Annotated in this window: 15 protein-coding genes and 1 pseudogene; 9 read left to right on the top strand and 7 right to left on the bottom strand. The window is 64.5% G+C overall.

Annotated features, from left to right (window positions below; genetic code table 11):
• Positions 1–60: 60 nt before the first annotated feature.
• The 5 genes and pseudogenes from gsiC (at position 61) to V6657_RS09170 (ending at position 4,439) form a co-directional block, all read left to right on the top strand.
• Entirely contained in the window at positions 61–984 is a 924-nt protein-coding gene (gene gsiC / locus V6657_RS09190; protein ID WP_048932271.1) for a glutathione ABC transporter permease GsiC, read from the top strand.
• Between the two features lie 10 nt (positions 985–994).
• Positions 995–1,894, top strand: coding sequence for a glutathione ABC transporter permease GsiD (gene gsiD / locus V6657_RS09185; RefSeq protein WP_048932272.1), 900 nt, complete (start codon positions 995–997; stop codon positions 1,892–1,894).
• 10 nt (positions 1,895–1,904) lie between these two features.
• A complete protein-coding gene (locus V6657_RS09180; RefSeq protein ID WP_048932273.1) occupies positions 1,905–2,930 on the top strand; it encodes a P1 family peptidase in 1,026 nt (341 codons plus the stop codon).
• Positions 2,931–2,938: 8 nt separating this feature from the next.
• Entirely contained in the window at positions 2,939–3,754 is an 816-nt protein-coding gene (locus V6657_RS09175; RefSeq protein ID WP_048932274.1) for a M55 family metallopeptidase, read from the top strand.
• A 320-nt stretch (positions 3,755–4,074) separates the two neighbouring features.
• Positions 4,075–4,439, top strand: a pseudogene (locus V6657_RS09170) (chitin-binding domain-containing protein).
• A 281-nt stretch (positions 4,440–4,720) separates the two neighbouring features.
• Here V6657_RS09170 and prmB read toward each other — a convergent pair.
• From prmB to dapC, 7 genes are read right to left on the bottom strand one after another with little or no spacing between them, the layout of a single operon-like run.
• Positions 4,721–5,623, bottom strand: a complete 903-nt coding sequence (gene prmB / locus V6657_RS09165; RefSeq protein WP_048932276.1) for a 50S ribosomal protein L3 N(5)-glutamine methyltransferase — start codon at positions 5,621–5,623, stop codon at positions 4,721–4,723.
• A 7-nt stretch (positions 5,624–5,630) separates the two neighbouring features.
• Positions 5,631–6,149, bottom strand: a complete 519-nt coding sequence (locus V6657_RS09160; protein WP_048932277.1) for a class IV adenylate cyclase — start codon at positions 6,147–6,149, stop codon at positions 5,631–5,633.
• Positions 6,149–7,300 (bottom strand): succinyl-diaminopimelate desuccinylase, encoded by a 1,152-nt coding sequence (dapE, locus tag V6657_RS09155; RefSeq protein ID WP_048932278.1) that lies wholly within the window; start codon positions 7,298–7,300, stop codon positions 6,149–6,151. The genes V6657_RS09160 and dapE overlap by 1 nt, the downstream gene beginning before the upstream one ends.
• A 25-nt stretch (positions 7,301–7,325) precedes the next feature.
• Complete coding sequence (locus V6657_RS09150) at positions 7,326–7,670, bottom strand: arsenate reductase (protein WP_021194362.1); 345 nt, start codon at positions 7,668–7,670, stop codon at positions 7,326–7,328.
• 14 nt (positions 7,671–7,684) lie between these two features.
• Positions 7,685–8,080, bottom strand: a complete 396-nt coding sequence (locus V6657_RS09145) for a membrane protein (protein ID WP_048932279.1) — start codon at positions 8,078–8,080, stop codon at positions 7,685–7,687.
• 59 nt (positions 8,081–8,139) lie between these two features.
• Positions 8,140–8,967 (bottom strand): 2,3,4,5-tetrahydropyridine-2,6-dicarboxylate N-succinyltransferase, encoded by an 828-nt coding sequence (gene dapD, locus V6657_RS09140; protein WP_021194364.1) that lies wholly within the window; start codon positions 8,965–8,967, stop codon positions 8,140–8,142.
• A 42-nt stretch (positions 8,968–9,009) separates the two neighbouring features.
• Positions 9,010–10,209 (bottom strand): succinyldiaminopimelate transaminase, encoded by a 1,200-nt coding sequence (gene dapC, locus V6657_RS09135; RefSeq protein ID WP_048932280.1) that lies wholly within the window; start codon positions 10,207–10,209, stop codon positions 9,010–9,012.
• A 129-nt stretch (positions 10,210–10,338) separates the two neighbouring features.
• On the opposite strand from dapC, the gene V6657_RS09130 reads away from it, so the two are divergent.
• The 4 genes from V6657_RS09130 to V6657_RS09115 all read left to right on the top strand — a co-directional run bounded on the left by V6657_RS09130 (position 10,339) and on the right by V6657_RS09115 (position 17,348).
• On the top strand, positions 10,339–11,268 hold the full coding sequence (locus V6657_RS09130) for a DMT family transporter (RefSeq protein ID WP_048932281.1): 930 nt from the start codon (positions 10,339–10,341) through the stop codon (positions 11,266–11,268).
• A gap of 36 nt (positions 11,269–11,304) precedes the next feature.
• Complete coding sequence (locus V6657_RS09125) at positions 11,305–12,351, top strand: alpha/beta hydrolase (protein ID WP_048932282.1); 1,047 nt, start codon at positions 11,305–11,307, stop codon at positions 12,349–12,351.
• Positions 12,352–12,602: 251 nt separating this feature from the next.
• Entirely contained in the window at positions 12,603–16,118 is a 3,516-nt protein-coding gene (smc, locus tag V6657_RS09120) for a chromosome segregation protein SMC (RefSeq protein WP_048932283.1), read from the top strand.
• A complete protein-coding gene (locus V6657_RS09115; RefSeq protein WP_048932284.1) occupies positions 16,119–17,348 on the top strand; it encodes a cell division protein ZipA C-terminal FtsZ-binding domain-containing protein in 1,230 nt (409 codons plus the stop codon).
• Positions 17,349–17,354 lie beyond the last annotated feature (6 nt).

The raw sequence follows: 17,354 nt of genomic DNA, 5'->3' as shown, positions 1-17,354 counted from the left end.
TACCGGCCCGCGTGCAGCCTGTGCGCGGGCCATTGAATTGCCGTCTGTGGTGGATTTGCCATGCTGAACTACTTCGTAAAACGTGTGCTGGGCGTGATCCCGACACTGCTGATTGTGGCGGTGCTGGTGTTCCTGTTCGTGCACCTGCTGCCGGGGGATCCTGCGCGCCTGGCTGCCGGCCCCGAAGCCGACGAGGCGACCGTTGACCTCGTGCGCCGCGACCTGGGCCTGGACAAGCCGATGCCCGAGCAGTTCGTGCGCTTTTTCACCAACGCCGTGCGCGGCGAGTTCGGTTCGTCGCTGCGGAGCAAGCGTCCGGTGAGCGAAGAGATCGGCGAACGCTTTTGGCCCACGCTGAACCTAACGATCGCCAGCATGGTGTGGGCGGTGATTTTTGGCATGGTGATCGGCATTACCTCTGCCGTGTGGCGCAACAAATGGCCGGACCGCCTGGGCATGACGCTTGCCGTGTCCGGCATCTCGTTTCCTGCCTTCGCGCTGGGCATGCTGCTGATGGAGGTGTTCTCCGTGCAGCTCGGTTGGCTGCCGTCCATCGGCGCGGATACCTGGAAACACTACGTCCTGCCGTCTCTCACGCTGGGCGCCGCAGTGGCCGCCGTGATGGCGCGCTTCACCCGCGCCTCGTTTGTCGAAGTGCTGCAGGAAGATTTCGTGCGCACCGCCCGTGCCAAGGGCGTGCGCGAGACGGTGGTGGTCATCAAGCATTGCCTGCGCAACGCGATGATCCCGGTGGTGACCATGATGGGCTTGCAGTTCGGCTTCCTGCTGGGCGGCTCGATCGTGGTGGAAAAGGTGTTCAACTGGCCGGGCCTCGGGCGCCTGCTGGTGGACGCAGTGGAGATGCGCGACTACCCGGTCATCCAGGCCGAGGTGCTGCTGTTCTCGCTGGAGTTCATCCTGATCAACCTGGTGGTGGACATGCTGTACACCGTGATCAACCCGACCATCCGCTACAAGAAGTAAGGGGGCCACCATGACGCAGGCATCCAATCCGGCAATCGCCGCGCAAGCCGCCACCGAACCTGTCCGCACCCCGTGGACGGAGTTCTGGCGCAAGTTCCGCAAGCAGCATCTGGCGATGGGCGCCGGTGTGTTCGTGATCGCGCTGGCGTTGATCGCCATCCTCGCGCCGCACATCGTGCCGTTCGATCCGGAGAACTATTTCGACTATGACGCGCTCAACGCAGGCCCGTCGGCACAGCACTGGTTCGGCGTCGATTCGCTCGGCCGTGACATCTTCAGCCGCATCCTGATGGGCACGCGCATCTCGCTGGAAGCGGGCTTCGTGTCGGTCATCATCGGCGCGATCATCGGCACCGTACTGGGCCTGCTGGCCGGCTACTACGAAGGCTGGTGGGACCGCATCGTCATGCGCATCTCCGACGTGCTGTTCGCCTTCCCGGGCATTCTGCTGGCGATCGGCATCGTGGCCATTTTGGGCAACGGCATGATCAACGTGATCTTTGCCGTGGCGGTGTTCAGCATCCCGGCGTTTGCACGGCTGGTGCGCGGCAACACGCTCATGCTCAAGCACCTGACGTATGTAGAGGCCGCACGCAGCATTGGCGCGTCGGACTGGACGATCATCATGCGGCACATCCTGCCGGGCACGATCTCGTCCATCGTCGTGTATTTCTCGATGCGGATCGGTACGTCGATCATCACCGCCGCCAGCCTCTCGTTCCTGGGCCTGGGCGCACAGCCGCCCACGCCGGAGTGGGGCGCGATGCTCAACGAAGCGCGTGCCGACATGGTGACGGCGCCGCACGTGGCGATCTTCCCGAGCCTGGCCATCTTCCTGACCGTGCTGGCGTTCAACCTGCTCGGCGACGGCCTGCGTGACGCGCTGGACCCGAAGATCGACCGTCGTTGAGATGTTGCGGATGTCCATCAGTCTTCCCACCATCGGCGCACTGCCGGCCGGGCCGCGTAACAGCATCACGGATGTGACGGGCGTCACCGTTGGCCACGCCACGATTGCCGGCGGCGACATCCAGACCGGCGTGACCGTGGTACGCCCGCATGCCGGCGACCCGTTCGTCGACAAGGTGCCGGCCGCATGCGCGGTCATCAACGGCTTCGGCAAGAGTGTCGGCCTCGTGCAGGTGGAAGAGCTGGGCGTGCTGGAAACGCCCATCGCGCTGACCAACACGTTTGCCGTGGGCGCCGTGGCGCAAGCGCAGATCCGCCAAGCTGTCGCGGCCAATCCGCAGATCGGTCGCGCATGGTCCACCGTCAATCCGCTCGTCTTCGAGTGCAATGACGGCTTTCTGAATGACCTGCAGGCGTTTGCCGTGCAGGACGTGCACTACGAGGCCGCGTATGCCGCTGCTGCCGAGACGTTCGAGCAGGGCGCGGTTGGTGCAGGGCGGGGGATGTCATCGTTCGGCGTAAAAGGCGGTATCGGGTCCGCCTCACGCGTGGTGCTGCTGGCTGACGGCACGCAACGTACAGTCGGTGCGCTCGTGCTCTCCAACTTTGGCGTGACAGGAAACCTGACGCTGGCAGGACGCCATATCGGCGCGGAGCTGGCGAAGGCCTTGGCTGCCCGCGCACCCGAGCCAGAGAAGGGCTCGATCATCATGCTGCTCGCCACCGACGCGCCGCTCGACGCGCGCCAGTTGCGTCGCCTCGCCTTGCGCGCAGGTGCGGGCCTGGCACGCACCGGCTCCGTCTACGGCCACGGCAGCGGCGATATCGCACTGGCGTTCTCCACGGCCTACACCGTGCCGCACCAGGGCACGCGTGCGATGCCGGCCCTCGCCATGACACACGAATCGCATCTCGACCCGCTGTTCCAAGCCGCCGCCGACAGCGTGGAACAAGCCATCGTGCACGCGCTGTTCCATGCCGAAGCCGTCACCGGCCGCGACGGCAACACGCGCCGCGCATTGACCGAACTGATTTGACCCACCAAATGCGAATCCTGATTTCCGCCGACATTGAAGGCGTCGCCAACGTGTTCCACCCCGAGCAGACGCGCGCCGGTAATGCCGAATACGAACGCGCCCGCCGCTGGATGACCGCCGAAGCCGACGCCGCTGTACGCGGTGCCTTCGACGGTGGCGCGACGGAAGTCCTCGTCAACGATTCGCACGGCGGCTTCCGCAACCTCATCCCCGATTCGATCGACCGCCGCGCGCGCTTCGTGCTCGGCAAACCGCGTTACCTGAGCATGATGGCCGGCGTGGATGGCTGCAATGCGGTCTGCATGATCGGCTACCACGCCCGTGCCGGCAGCCGTGGTGTGCTGGCGCACACCATCAACAGCTTCGCGTTCACGCGCGTCTGGTTTAACGAGCAGGAATTGGGCGAGGCAGGCCTCTACGGCGCCCTGGCCGGCGAACGCGGCGTGCCCGTGGCCGTGGCCAGCGGCGACGACGTCTTCATCAAAGAGACCAAGCCGCTGCTGCCGCACACTACGTTTGTCGAGACCAAGCAGGCAGAAGGGCAAAACGCAGGGACATCGCTCTCGCCCGAGCAGTCGTGCGAAGCGATCTATGCGGCCGTAAAGGCTACCGTGCAGCGCGGCCACTTCAGCATGCCGCTGCGCATCCAGGCGCCCATCGTGTGCCGCCTGCAAACGCAAACGCCCGCACTGGCCGACCTGTTCTGCCAATGGCCCGCGTTGGAACGCGTGGATGGAACGATGCTGCGTTTCGCAGCGGATTCCGTCGAACACGCCGTGCGCATGCTCAACAGCCTCTCCGCCATGTCGGCGATGCTGCGTTGAGAAAGACGCAGCGCGAGCTATAGCGCCAACCCACGCACCCAGACGGTTTGGCCGTACCTGCCCTAGATGGCGCCTTGAATTTCTGTAAGCGGGCGGAAACAAGGCGGGGAACTGTCTGAGCGAAGCGAGTTTTCCCCGCCTCCGCACGGTTACATAAATTCAAGGGGAAGTCGCCATCTCGGGCGCGCCTTTCTTTGCCTACCTTTCTTTGGCAAGACAAAGAAAGTAGGTCGGCCCCGGCAGGGGACGAAACAAGGGATGGACCACAAACGCGCACCCCAGCGTAAACTTCAGGGTATCCAACCCCGAAGGAGCCCCCCATGACCCGCGCACTCACACTCACCACACTGCTGTGTGCGCTAGCAGTAACGGTAACGGCCTGCGACCGCCGCCCATCCCCGTCCAGCCCCCCACACCGCAGACCACCAAAGCCGAAAAAGCCGCCGCCGCCCTGGCCAAGGCCGCCGCCGATTTCAAATGCCCCGCGCCATCTGCCCGCTTCATGGTCGACGACGGCACCAACCGCGGCCCCAAGCAACCCGTGCGCACCAACTGCACCACGGCGTACGCTACCTGCGACGCCCAATTGCAAGCGGTCTTCGACCACTGCCCAAGCGGCCAGGTATTCGATAAGCGGTTTTCCATCTGCGTCGTGAAAGACGCGTGCGACGAGGTTCGGTCCTGACGCCAGCGCGGCAACGCCGGCTTCCTCTGACTGTTGCACTCGACGCGCTGCGTTCCGAACGCCGAACGTGAGCTTCTGAACAGCAGTCACGGAGCCCCGAGTGGGGAATGCGAGGTTCCAAACGCAGCCCCTGAAGGGTCAGAACCCTATGCACCGAGTCCGGAACCTCAACCACGGCGTCTGGAACGCAAAACGCCGAGCGTAGAGCCCGGCGTCTGGTGTTCCTGAACCTCAAACAGCGGGTTCCGAACCTGAAATATCGAGTCCGGAACGCCGCGCGCTTATAGCGCCTCGCGCGTGACCAAGAAGACTTGGTCTTCGCCAGCGCTGGTCGGCAGCCAAACCAAGTCCAGATCCGGGAACGCCGCTTCGACGTTCTCGCGCTCATTGCCGATCTCCACCACCAGCACGCCGTGCGGCTTCAGGTGGCGCGGGGCATCAGCCAGGATGCGGCGCACGATGTCCATGCCGTCATTGCCGCCGGCCAAAGCCATGCGCGGCTCGGCGAGGTACTCCGGCGGCAGCGCCTGCATCGAGGTTTCGTTCACATACGGCGGGTTCGTCAGGATCACGTCGTAGTGCACGCCCGGCGGCAGCGGCGCATACAGATCGCCTTCGTGCAGGCGGATGCGGTCTTCCAGCTTGTATTCGTCGACATTGCGATTGGCCACCACCAGCGCATCCGGCGACAGGTCCACCGCATCGATCGTCGCATTGGGCCATTGCAGCGCCGCAAGGATCGACAGGCAGCCGGAGCCGGTGCACAGCTCCAGCACGTCGGTCGGACCGTCTTCCTGGTCGAGCCACGGTTCCAAGCCTTCTTCCAGCAATTCGCCGATGAAGCTGCGCGGCACGATCACGCGTTCGTCCACGTAGAAGCGCATGCCGTGCATGAACGCCTCGTGTGTGATGTACGCGGCGGGCACGCGGTCGACGGCGCGGCGCTCGATCACCTTCAGCACGGCGGCCACCTCCTCGGGCAGCAGGCGCGCGTCCATGAACGGCTCCAGCGTGTCGATCGGCAGGTGCAGCGTGTGCAGGAGCAGGTAGGCAGCTTCGTCGTAGGCGTTCTCGCTGCCATGGCCGAAGACGAGGCCAGCAGCAGTGAAGCGCGACACGGCGTAGCGCAGCAGATCGCGCACCGTGGTGAACGGGTGGGAGGCGGGGAGAGTGTGGGAGGTCATGTTTGGCTCAGTGTTGTTTGGCAGCCAGCAGGTCGACGTAGGCAACGTCGAGCAAGTCGGTTTCGGCAATGCCGAGGGCGTGCATCAGTTGATGGGCGATGGCTACGCCGTCGTCTTCGGATTGGTCATCGCGCAGCACGACTTCGAGTTCGACGAAATCACCGAGGTCTTTGACGGTATCCACATGAATGCGCGTCTGGCCGGCGAGATACAGCTGTCGCACCTTGATGACGCGGCCGGCGGTACCGATGGCAGCGGCCAGCGTGTCACGCAGCGCATCGGGCGCGTTGGTCGGCACGATGTTGTAGCTGGACACGCACGGGCCGGCGCTGTCGGCGCGGAAGTAGTGGATCAGATCACCGCGCTCGGGCGAGAACTGCCGCAGCTTCAGGCGCCCATTCGCGCAGGCGAAGAAGGTGTCGTCTTGATCGATGCGCTCAGGGCCTGAATCGGCGATGGCCGCGGCGCGTTCCAGCAGCGCTGCCACGTCGCGTACACGCGCCTTGATCTCGACGTTGCGGGCCATCAGGCGATCAACGTTTCCAACACGCGGCGATACACGTTCTTCAGCGGCTCGATAAAGGCCACTTCGACGTGCTCGTCGATCTTGTGGATGCTCGCATTCGGCGGGCCGAATTCGATTACTTGCGGGCAGATCTTGGCGATGAAGCGGCCGTCCGACGTGCCGCCGGTGGTCGACAGCTCGGTGGTCACGCCGCATTCGGCCTGGATGGCGGAGGCGAGCGCTTCGGACAGGTCGCCGCGCTCGGTCAGGAAGGGCTCGCCGCCCAGCGTCCAGTCGAGCGTGTAGTCGAGGCCGTGCGCATCGAGGATGCCTTGCACGCGCGCCTTCAGGCCGTCCGGCGTGCTCGCAGTCGAGAAGCGGAAGTTGAAGTCGATGGTGACGTGGCCGGGAATGATGTTCGTCGCGCCCGTGCCGCCGTGGATGTTCGACATCTGCCACGTGGTCGGCGGGAAGTATTCGTTGCCGTCGTCCCACTTGGCGGCGGCCAGTTCGGCCAGCGCGGGCGCGGCCAGATGGATCGGGTTCTTGGCCAGATGCGGATAGGCGATGTGACCCTGTACGCCATTCACCGTGAGCTTGCCCGACAGCGAGCCGCGTCGCCCGTTCTTGACCATGTCGCCGAGCGTGGACACCGACGTCGGCTCGCCCACCACGCAGTAGTCCAGGCGCTCGCCGCGCGTGCGCAGCAGGTCGCACACCTTGACGGTGCCGTCGTGCGCCGGGCCTTCTTCGTCGCTGGTGATCAGGAAGCCGATCGAGCCGGCGTGGTCCGGATGCTTGGCCACGAATTCTTCCGATGCGACCACGAAGCCAGCGATGGACGTCTTCATGTCAGCCGCGCCGCGCGCGTAGAGCTTGCCGTCGCGGTGCGTGGGCTCGAACGGGTCGGAGTGCCATTGCTCGACGGGGCCGGTGGGCACCACATCGGTGTGGCCGGCGAAGACGAGCAGCTTGCCCTCTGTGCCCGCGCGGCCGCGCTTGACGGCCCACAGGTTGGTCACGCGAAAGTGGTCCGGGCCGCTGACCACGGTTTCGCATTCGAAGCCGGCGGCGGTCAGGCGTTCGATCAGCACGTCCTGGCAGCCCTTGTCTTCGGGCGTGACGGAGCGGCGGCGGATCAGGTCTTCAGTGAGGGCAAGCGTGGGCGACATGTCGGTCACGGTGATGTTGTTTGGGTTAGAACAGGCCGGCGTATTGGTCAGCCGAGAAGCCTACGTTGACGCTCTTGCCATGCACCAGCACCGGCCGCTTGATCAGCGATGGGTTGGCTTGCATCAGCTCGATGGCACCGGCTTCGTCTTCGGCGCGGGCCTTGTCGGCATCCGACAGCGCGCGCCACGTGGTGCCCTTGCGGTTAAGCAGCGTCGTGAGTGGCACGTGCTTGAGCCAGCCGGCCAGCATGTCGGCGCTCACGCCTTGCTTCTTGAAATCGTGGAACGTGTACGCAACGCCGTTCGATTCGAGCCACGTGCGGGCTTTCTTCACGGTGTCGCAGTTGGGAATGCCGTGCAGGGTCGTCATGGTGGGATTCGAGATCAGTGTCGAGAGGCTTGCTGAGCGATGACGAGTGCAGCGATTGCCAGCGCAAAGCCGATGGATGCAAGCCACGTCATGCGCTTCAACCGGCGTTCGAGCCGTGCGGCCTCATCGCGCAGGGCGTCGATCGTGATGGCGTGTTGCTCGGCCAGGAGCTTGACCGATTCGGCCTGCTGCAGGATTGCCGCTTCCAGCTCGGCAATCCGGGTATTCGGGTCGGGCGCGGCACCTTCTGCGCGTGCAGCTTCGGTGCCGGCTTTCTTGCGGTTCTTGAACTTGTCGATGGTCTTGTTGGCCTGCTCCAGGATGGTGGGCAGCAGAGACAAGACGGTACCGATGGTGTTTGGATCAAGACCCATGATGCGTTGGCGCAGTTTGTCGAATTTTCCGGACATGCTGCGTTCAGGTTGGTTGGCGTGCCGGTCAGACTACACGACACGCCCACCGTTCCTATTTAGTCGCCGCGCAGCAGCTCGTTCAGGCCAACCTTGGCGCGCGTCTTGGCGTCGACCTTCTTGACGATCACGGCGCAGTACAGGCTGTGCGTGCCGTCCTTCGACGGCAGGTTGCCCGCCACCACCACCGAACCCGCCGGGATGCGGCCGTAGCTGACTTCACCGGTTTCGCGGTCGTAGATCTTGGTCGACTGGCCCAGGTACACGCCCATCGAGATCACCGAGTTCTCTTCAACGATCACGCCTTCCACCACTTCCGAGCGCGCACCGATGAAGCAGTTGTCTTCAATGATGACCGGGTTGGCCTGCAGCGGCTCCAGCACGCCGCCGATGCCCACGCCACCCGACAGGTGCACGTTCTTGCCGATCTGCGCGCACGAACCGACGGTGGCCCACGTGTCGACCATGGTGCCTTCATCCACATAGGCGCCGATGTTCACGTACGACGGCATCAGCACGGCGTTCTTGGCGATGAACGAACCACGGCGCGCCACGGCCGGCGGCACCACGCGGAAACCGCCAGCGGCAAAGTCTTCGGCCGTGTAGTTGGCGAACTTGCTCGGCACCTTGTCGTAGAACTGCGTGAAGCCACCAGCGGCCATCGGCGCGTTGTCTTCCAGGCGGAACGACAGCAGCACGGCCTTCTTGATCCACTGGTTGACGATCCACTCACCGTCCTTCTTCTCGGCCACGCGCAGCGCGCCCTTGTCGAGCTGGCCGATCACGTTGGCCACAGCTTCGCGGACATCGGCCGGAGCGGCCTTGGGCGACAGGTTGGCGCGGTCTTCCCACGCTTGATCGATCAGGGATTGCAGTTGTTGCGTCATGGCTTGTTGGCTCTAGGAGAGATTCAAAAAAGGGGTAGAGGATCAGCGTTGCTGGCAGAACTCGACAATGCGGCGCGCGCCTTCCAGGCACTCGTCCACACCGGCCACCAGGGCGATGCGCACGTAGTCCTGGCCCGGGTTCGTGCCGTGCGCCTCGCGGGCGAGGTAGCTGCCCGGCAGCACGGCGACGTTTTTGGCAGCCAAGAGCTGACGTGCGAATTCAGTGTCCGACAGGCCCGTCCGATTGACGTTGGCCCACAGGTAGAAGGCCGCGTCAGGCAGGGCTACGTCCAGCACTTCGGCCAGCATCGGCGTGACTTGCTGGAACTTCTTGACGTACTGCGCGCGGTTGTCGCGCACGTGGGTCTCGTCATTCCATGCGGCGATGCTAGCGGATTGCACCGACGGGCTCATCGCGCTGCCGTGATACGTGCGATACAGCAGATAAGCCTTGAGCAGCTTGGCGTCACCCGCCACGAAGCCCGAACGCATGCCTGGCACGTTGGAGCGCTTGGACAGGCTGGAGAACATCACCAGCCGATCAAAGCCACGGCCCAGTTGGTGCGCAGCCTGCAGCGCGCCCAGCGGCGGGTTGGCCTCGTCGAAATAGATTTCGGAATAGCACTCATCCGACGCGATGATGAAACCGTATTCGTCCGACAGCGCGAAGAGCTGCTTCCAGTCTTCCAGCGTGAGCACAGCGCCAGTCGGGTTGCCCGGGCTGCACACGAAGACGAGCTGCACGTTGCGCCATTCTTCCGGCGTGATCGAATCGAAATCGGGAGCGTAATTGCGCGCCGGGTCGCTGTTAGCGAACAGCGGCGTCGCGCCGGCCAGCAGCGCCGAGCCTTCGTAGATCTGATAGAACGGATTCGGACACAGCACGCGCGCGCCGGGCTTGCTGCCGTCGATCACGGTCTGGGCGAACGAGAACAGCGCCTCGCGCGAGCCATTCACGGGGATGACCTCGGTGGCCGGGTCGACCTTCGGTAGGCCGTAGCGGCGCTCCAACCATGCGGCGATGCACTGTCGCAGTGCATCGGAGCCCAGCGTCGTGGGATAATTCGCCAGCCCGCCGAGCGCGGCCACGAGCGCATCTTTGATAAGCGCTGGCGTCGGGTGCTTGGGCTCACCGATGCCGAAGCTGATTGGCGTGTGGACGGCGCTGGGCGTCACGTCCTTGACGAGCGCTTTCAGTTTCTCGAACGGATACGGCTGCAGGGCGGACAGGCGCGGATTCACAGTGCTGGGCGGGTTAGGTGGGCAAGCTCGGTGCTTGCGGGCGGAGCCCGAAATTATACGGCCAACGTGTGTTGGCCACGCCAAGACATTGCTGGAAGCGGCGGTTTTCCGCCGTTTTTTATTGGATTCATGACAACGATTGCCTCTTCGGCGCCCTCGGCAGACGGCGCCACCCATCACGAGCCGCAATGGACGGCGGCACTGTTCATCCTCGTGGGTGCCTCGGTCTGGGGGATTTCCTGGTATCCGTACCGCCTGCTCGCCGGCTGGGGGCTGGGCAGCATGCTGGCCTCGTCGGTGACGGGCGCCGTGGCCGCCGTGATCGCGGCCGTGGTGCTGCGGCGGCACTTTCCCACTTTCCAATGGTCCTGGGTGATCCCGGCGCTGGGGCTGGCGGCAGGTATCACCAACGCTGGTTTTGTCTGGGGGACGGTGCACGGCACGGTCATGCGCGTGCTGCTGCTGTTCTACCTCACGCCGGTGTGGACGGCCCTGTTGGCGCGCTTCTGGCTGCATGAGCGCCTGGGGCTGCGCGGCGGTGTTTTGCTCGCATTGGCCTTGTCGGGTGCCATGCTGATGCTGTGGTCAGGGCAGGCCGGTACGCCGTGGCCGGGTTCGGCGGCGGAATGGGCAGGGTTGATTGCCGGCCTGGCTTTCGCGTGCAACAACGTGCTCTCGCGCCTGGCCGGGCAGCGGCATCCGACCATGCGGCCGGAAATGCGTACCGTGGTCGTCTTTACCGGTTGTGCCCTGGTGGGCTTGCCGGCGGCGGTTCTGCTCGATGGCGTGCAGGCGGTGCCTGCCGCAATCACGCAACTCAACACGTGGATGCTGCTGCTCGGCATGGCATGTGTGCTGGTGGGCGGCAATGCGATGGTGCAGCGCGGTCTGCAGCGGTTGCCAGCCAATCGCGCCGCGCTGTTGATGCTGTTTGAGATCGTGGTGGCGGCCGTATCGTCGGCACTGCTCACGTCGGAGCGCCTGTCGATGCAGGAGATGGTGGGCGGTGCCTGCATCATCCTGGCGGGCGCGCTGTCGGGGCTGTCGCGACGCAAGTAGTGCAGGCGTTTCACGAATCCATCAAGGAGTGTGCTGATGTTGCTTCGCTCGATTTCCGTTGCGCTGGTTGCCGCCTTGGCAATGTCGGGTGTGTCCGCGCAAGTCGCCACCGCTGAGAGCGGCCCCGCGTATGGCCCCCGGCTGGAGGGCTTCGACTATCCGGCGCCGGTCCACCTGTTCAAGTTCGAATCCCAGGGCAATGCGCTGGAGATGGCCTATCTGGACATCAAGCCCGAGCAGGCCAACGGCCAGGTCGCAGTGCTGCTGCACGGCAAGAACTTCTGCGCGGCCACCTGGGATGGCACGATCCAGGCGTTGACGAGCGCCGGCTATCGCGTGATCGCGCCGGACCAGATCGGCTTCTGCAAATCGAGCAAGCCGCGTGCGTATCAGTATTCGTTCCAGCAACTGGCGAGCAACACGCATGCGCTGCTGGCCTCGCTGGGCATTCAGCAGGCCATCCTGATCGGCCACTCGACCGGCGGCATGCTGGCCACGCGCTATACGCTGATGTATCCGACCGAAGTTTCGCGGCTGGTGATGATCAACCCGATTGGCTTGGAAGACTGGAAGGCCAAGGGCGTGCCATCCATGACGGTCGACCAATGGTTTGCACGTGAGAAGCAGACCACCGCCGAGCGCATCCGCGCCTATGAGCAATCCACTTACTACGCGGGCCAATGGCGCGCCGACTACGAGCCCTGGGTGCAGATGCTGGCCGGCATGTATCGCGGGCCGGGGCGAGACCTTGTGGCCTGGAACTCGGCCCTGCTGTACGACATGATCTACACACAGCCTGTGGTGTACGAATTCGGCCAAGTGCGCCCCTGGACACTGCTGCTGATCGGCCAGAAGGACACCACCGCCATCGCCAAGGACGCGGCGCCCCCGGAAGTGCGCGCCCGCCTGGGCAACTACCCGGAACTGGGTCGGGCCGCTGCCAAGGCGATTCCGCGTGCGACGCTGGTGGAGTTTCCGGATGCGGGCCATGCGCCACAAATTCAGGACGCTGCTGCGTTGCACAGGGCATTGCTGGACTGGCTGGCCAGCCCGGATGTTTCCCGCACGCGCAGGCCGGATTGATGCCGGCATGTCCGAAAGGTGAAATTGCTGACAAATCCTCAGCAATTTGCCTTCTGGGATCGCAAATTTCGTCCATTTTTGTGCCGTTCGGATTGGCTGGAGCCCGGGTGCCCGATGGTATGATGACGCCATCCGCGCCCCCGGCGCGCGCCTTGCAATCCCGCGCCCCGTGGCGTTGGTGTGATTGCGACGGCGCATGTCTTGGGTGCCCGCTTCATCACTCTTACTGATCCCTTCGAGACGACCTCAACGTGCGCCTCTCCTCGATCAAGCTCGCAGGCTTCAAGTCTTTCGTCGATCCGACCAATTTCCACGTTCCGGGCCAGCTCGTCGGCATCGTCGGCCCGAACGGTTGCGGTAAATCCAACATCATCGACGCCGTGCGCTGGGTGCTCGGCGAATCACGCGCTGCGGAACTCCGTGGCGAGTCGATGCAGGACGTCATCTTCAACGGCTCCACCCAGCGCAAGCCGGCTGGCCGGGCCAGCGTCGAACTCGTGTTCGACAACGCCGAAGGCCGGGCCGCAGGCCAGTGGAGCCAGTACGCCGAAGTGGCGGTCAAGCGCGTCCTGAGCCGCGACGGTACGTCGTCGTACTTCATCAACAACCAGGCGGTGCGCCGCCGCGACATCCAGGACATCTTCCTCGGCACGGGCCTGGGCCCGCGCGCTTACGCCATCATCGGGCAGGGGATGATCTCGCGCATCATCGAGGCCAAGCCCGATGACATGCGCATCTTCCTGGAAGAGGCCGCGGGCGTCTCCAAGTACAAGGAACGCCGCCGCGAAACCGAAAACCGCCTGTCCGACACGCGTGAAAACCTGACCCGCGTGGAAGACATCCTGCGCGAACTCGGCACCAACCTCGAGAAGCTCGAGGGCCAGGCCGAAGTCGCGCAGCGCTTCCAGGCCCTGCAAGCCGATGGCGAAGAGAAGCAGCACCTGCTGTGGCTGCTGCGCAAGCGTGAGGCGCAAGGCGAGCAGGAACGCCATCAGCGTGCCATTGAACAGGCGCAGATCGATCTCGAAGCGCAGACTGCGCAGTTGCGCCACATCGAAGCCGAGCTGGAAACGCAGCGCGTTGCGCATTACGCATCGTCCGATGCCATGCACGCCGCGCAGGGCGCACTGTACGAGGCCAACGCCGAAGTCAGTCGCCTGGAAGCTGAGATCCGCTACGTGGTGGAGTCGCGCAACCGGATCCAGCAGCAGATCGCCACGCTGACCGCGCAGCAGGATCAATGGCACACGCAGGGCGAGCAGGCGCAGGAAGACCTGGCCGCCGCCGAAGAAGAGCTCGCCATGGCTGAGGAGCGCGCAGCGCAGGCGGCCGAGGAAGTCGCTCGCAAGTCGGACGAGCTGCCTAGCCTGGAGGCCCAATGGCGCGATGCGCAGACCACGCTGAATGACCAGCGTGCAGCCATTCTGCAGTCGGAACAGGCGCTCAAGCTGGAAGCCGCGCACCAGCGCAATGCCGATCAGGCGTTGCTGCAACTGGAGCAGCGCCGCGAGCGCCTGTCGCAAGAATCCAGTGGTCTCGACAAGCCGGACGACGTACAGCTCGAAACACTGCGTGCTGAACTGGCCGAACAGGAAGAAGTCCTGGCCGAAGCGCAGGCCGCGCTGGAAGACGCCGAGATCCAACTGCCGCAACTCGACGAGGCCCGTCGCACCGCACAGGACCGTGTGCAAGCCGAAGCGGCCGCCATCGCCACCCTGGAAGCCCGCCTTGCCGCGCTCAAGCAACTGCAGGAAAACGTGCAGACCGACGGCAAGGTCCAGCCGTGGCTCGCCAAGCATGAACTGAGCGAACTGCCGCGCTTCTGGAAGAAGCTGCAGATCGAGCAGGGTTGGGAGCCCGCGCTGGAATCGGTGCTGCGCGAAAAGCTCGGCGCGTTGGAGGTTTCCAACCTCGATTGGATCAAGGCGTTTGCCGCTGACGCACCGCCCGCCAAGCTGGCTTTCTATGCGCCGCCGCCGGCTGCGAAGCCCATCGAGGCACCAGCAGGGCTGCGTCCGCTGATGTCGCTGGTGCAGGTGACGGAGCCGGGCATTCGTGCCGTGCTGCAGGACTGGCTGGCCGACGTCTATATCGCTGACGACATGCAGGCTGCGCTTACCGCGCGCCAGACGTTGCCGGAAGGCGGTACGTTTGTCGTCAAGGCTGGGCACCTGATTGGCCAATCGTCGGTGCAACTGTATGCGCCGGATTCCGAGCAGGCCGGCATGCTGGCCCGCGCGCAGGAAATCGAGAATCTGCACAAGCAGGTGCGTGCGCAGATGCTGCTGTCGGACGAGGCCAAGAGCGCTGCCGTGCGCGCAGATGCGGCTTACACGCAAGCCAGCCAGGCACTGCTACATGTGCGTGCTCGCGCCGATCAGGCAACGCGTCGTGTGCACGTGCTGCAGATGGACGTGCTCAAGCTCTCCCAGGCGATGGAGCGTTACAACGCCCGCAGCGGCCAGATCGACAGCGAGCTGGAAGAAATTCGCGCGCAGATCGAAGAACAACGCGCCATCCGCGCTGAGTCCGAGGCCACCTTCGAGCAGCACGACGCGGCACTCGCCGACATGCAGGCGCGCTTTGAAGACAACCAGCAGGCGTTCGAAGCACTGGAAGCGCGCCTGGGCGATGCCCGCAACGCACTGCGCGATCTGGAACGCGGCGCACAGGAAGCTCACTTTGCCGAGCGCAACCTGGGCAACCGCATTGCCGAGTTGAAGCGCAACATCCAGGTCGCGACCGACCAGGCGCAGCAGATCGTGCTGACGCTGGAAAACGCCCGCGCCGAACTCGAAACCATCAACGAGCAGACCGCGCACACCGGCCTGCAGGAGGCGCTGGAGCGCCGTGCCGAGAAGGAAGAAAAGCTCGGTGCAGCGCGCATTGAACTGGATGCGCTGACGGCCCAGCTGCGCACCTTCGATGAACAGCGCCTGACCGCTGAACGCGCCCAGCAACCGCTGCGTGACCGCATCACCGAACTGCAGTTGAAGGAGCAGGCTGCGCGCCTGAACCAAGAGCAGTTCTCCGAGCAGCTCACCACGGCCAACGTGGATGAGGCCGTGCTGGCAGAACGCCTGACCGGCGACCTGAAGCCTTCCTACTTGCAAGGCGAAGTCACGCGCATCAACAACGCCATCAACGCGCTGGGTCCGGTCAACATGGCTGCGCTGGACGAGTTGGCCGCGGCACGCGAGCGCAAGGGCTTCCTCGATGCGCAATCGGCCGATTTGAACGACGCCATCACCACGCTGGAAGACGCGATCCACAAGATCGATCAGGAAACGCGCTCGCTGCTGCAAGGCACCTTCGATCAGGTCAACCATCACTTTGGCGAGCTGTTCCCGACGCTGTTCGGTGGCGGCCAAGCCAAGCTGATCATGACCGGCGAAGAGATTCTCGACGCGGGTGTGCAGGTGATGGCACAACCGCCGGGCAAGAAGAACTCGACGATTCACCTGCTGTCGGGCGGCGAGAAAGCGCTGACCGCGATTGCGCTGGTGTTCGCGATGTTCCAGTTGAACCCGGCCCCATTCTGCTTGCTGGACGAGGTGGACGCGCCGCTGGACGACGCCAACACCGAGCGCTACGCCAACATGGTCAAGCGCATGTCCGACAAGACCCAATTCGTTTTTATTTCTCACAACAAGATTGCGATGGAAATGGCGCAACAGCTCATCGGTGTGACCATGCAGGAACAAGGCGTGTCCCGGATCGTGGCGGTGGATATGGATGCCGCACTGACCATGGCGGAGGCCGCGTAAATGCAAGACAACAACCTGGTCATGGCGCTGCTGGGCGCTGGTGTTGTTTTCGTACTGGTGATCGTGGTCTACAACCAGTGGCAGATTCGCAAGGCACGCCGTCCGGAAGCCTACAACCCGTCTGTTGACGAGGCCCCACGCGGTGAAGGTTGGACAGGAAACGAGCGCCACGAACCGGCGCTGGGTGGCGAGCGAGATGAGGCTGGTCGCGTCGAGCCGCGCCTGGAACCCGGCCTCGCGCCGCAACCGCATGCACCGTCCACCGGCAGCGCGGAAACCGAAGCTGGCGTGATCGGCGCTGAACTCACACCCACCAGCGAAGAGGCTGCGCGGGAGGCCGCCGAAACGGGTCAAGCGGAAAAGGCGGTCGAGCCCGCACCCGGCTCGCTGGAGCCGGCCAACGGCGTGATCGACCCGCTGATCGATTGCATCGTTTCGCTGCATCCCGAGCGCGAAGTGTCGGGGGATCGCCTGCTGCCGGCGCTGTCCAAGCTGCGCCGTGCAGGGACCAAGCAGATCCACGTGGAAGGCCTGAACCCCGCGGCAAACGCCTGGGAAGCCATTCGCGCCGGCCAGCGCTACCTGGATCTGCAGGTGGCCGTGCAACTGGCCAACCGCACCGGTCCGCTCAACGCGCTGGAGTTCTCGGAGTTCATCACCGCGATCGACCCACTGTCGGACGCGGCGGATGCCGTGCCCGAGTTGCCCGACATGAACGAGACCATCGCCAATGCGCGCGAGCTCGACGCGTTTGCCGCCGAGTGCGACGTGCAGCTTGGCGTGAGCGTGATCTCCGACGGCGCACCGTGGTCGGCCGCCTACGTGCAGACCGTGGCCACGCAGGACGGCCTGGTGCTCTCGCGCGATGGCACGCGCTTCACGCGCTACCACGCCGGCACCGACGGCGTGCAGCGCGCGCTGTTCACGCTGCAGTTTGGCGACACCAACTTCCTGCGCGATGACCTGACCGTCAAGGCCGGCCGCCAGATCACGCTGCTGCTGGACGTGCCAGTGGCTGAAGAGGCATCCAAGCCGTTCAAGCTGGTTTGCGAGTACGCTTACACGCTGTCGCAGCGTATGGGCGCGCAGGTGGTGGACGACAACCTGCGTCCGTTGACGGAGCAGTCCTTCGTTGCCATCCAGAAGCATCTGCGGGTGCTGTACGACAAGCTTGAATCGCGCGGCGTGCCTGCCGGTTCCAGCGCCGCGGTGCGCTTGTTCAGCCACTGACGCGTT

The sequence above is a fragment of the Ralstonia sp. RRA genome, assembly GCF_037023145.1.
In the GTDB taxonomy this organism is placed as follows: domain Bacteria; phylum Pseudomonadota; class Gammaproteobacteria; order Burkholderiales; family Burkholderiaceae; genus Ralstonia.
The sequence above is the reverse complement of the archived record's forward strand: the minus strand, read 5'-3'. Positions and strand labels throughout refer to the sequence as shown.

Bases quoted from the DNA above. Each gene is read 5' to 3' on its own strand.
- V6657_RS09175 (WP_048932274.1), top strand. From the start codon at position 2,939: ATGCGAATCCTGATTTCCGCCGACATTGAAGGCGTCGCCAACGTGTTC.
- prmB (WP_048932276.1), bottom strand. From the start codon at position 5,623: ATGACCTCCCACACTCTCCCCGCCTCCCACCCGTTCACCACGGTGCGC.
- gsiD (WP_048932272.1), top strand. From the start codon at position 995: ATGACGCAGGCATCCAATCCGGCAATCGCCGCGCAAGCCGCCACCGAA.
- V6657_RS09130 (WP_048932281.1), top strand. From the start codon at position 10,339: ATGACAACGATTGCCTCTTCGGCGCCCTCGGCAGACGGCGCCACCCAT.
- dapD (WP_021194364.1), bottom strand. From the start codon at position 8,967: ATGACGCAACAACTGCAATCCCTGATCGATCAAGCGTGGGAAGACCGC.
- dapE (WP_048932278.1), bottom strand. From the start codon at position 7,300: ATGTCGCCCACGCTTGCCCTCACTGAAGACCTGATCCGCCGCCGCTCC.
- V6657_RS09115 (WP_048932284.1), top strand. From the start codon at position 16,119: ATGCAAGACAACAACCTGGTCATGGCGCTGCTGGGCGCTGGTGTTGTT.
- V6657_RS09160 (WP_048932277.1), bottom strand. From the start codon at position 6,149: ATGGCCCGCAACGTCGAGATCAAGGCGCGTGTACGCGACGTGGCAGCG.
- V6657_RS09125 (WP_048932282.1), top strand. From the start codon at position 11,305: ATGTTGCTTCGCTCGATTTCCGTTGCGCTGGTTGCCGCCTTGGCAATG.
- V6657_RS09180 (WP_048932273.1), top strand. From the start codon at position 1,905: ATGTCCATCAGTCTTCCCACCATCGGCGCACTGCCGGCCGGGCCGCGT.
- gsiC (WP_048932271.1), top strand. From the start codon at position 61: ATGCTGAACTACTTCGTAAAACGTGTGCTGGGCGTGATCCCGACACTG.
- V6657_RS09145 (WP_048932279.1), bottom strand. From the start codon at position 8,080: ATGTCCGGAAAATTCGACAAACTGCGCCAACGCATCATGGGTCTTGAT.
- V6657_RS09150 (WP_021194362.1), bottom strand. From the start codon at position 7,670: ATGACGACCCTGCACGGCATTCCCAACTGCGACACCGTGAAGAAAGCC.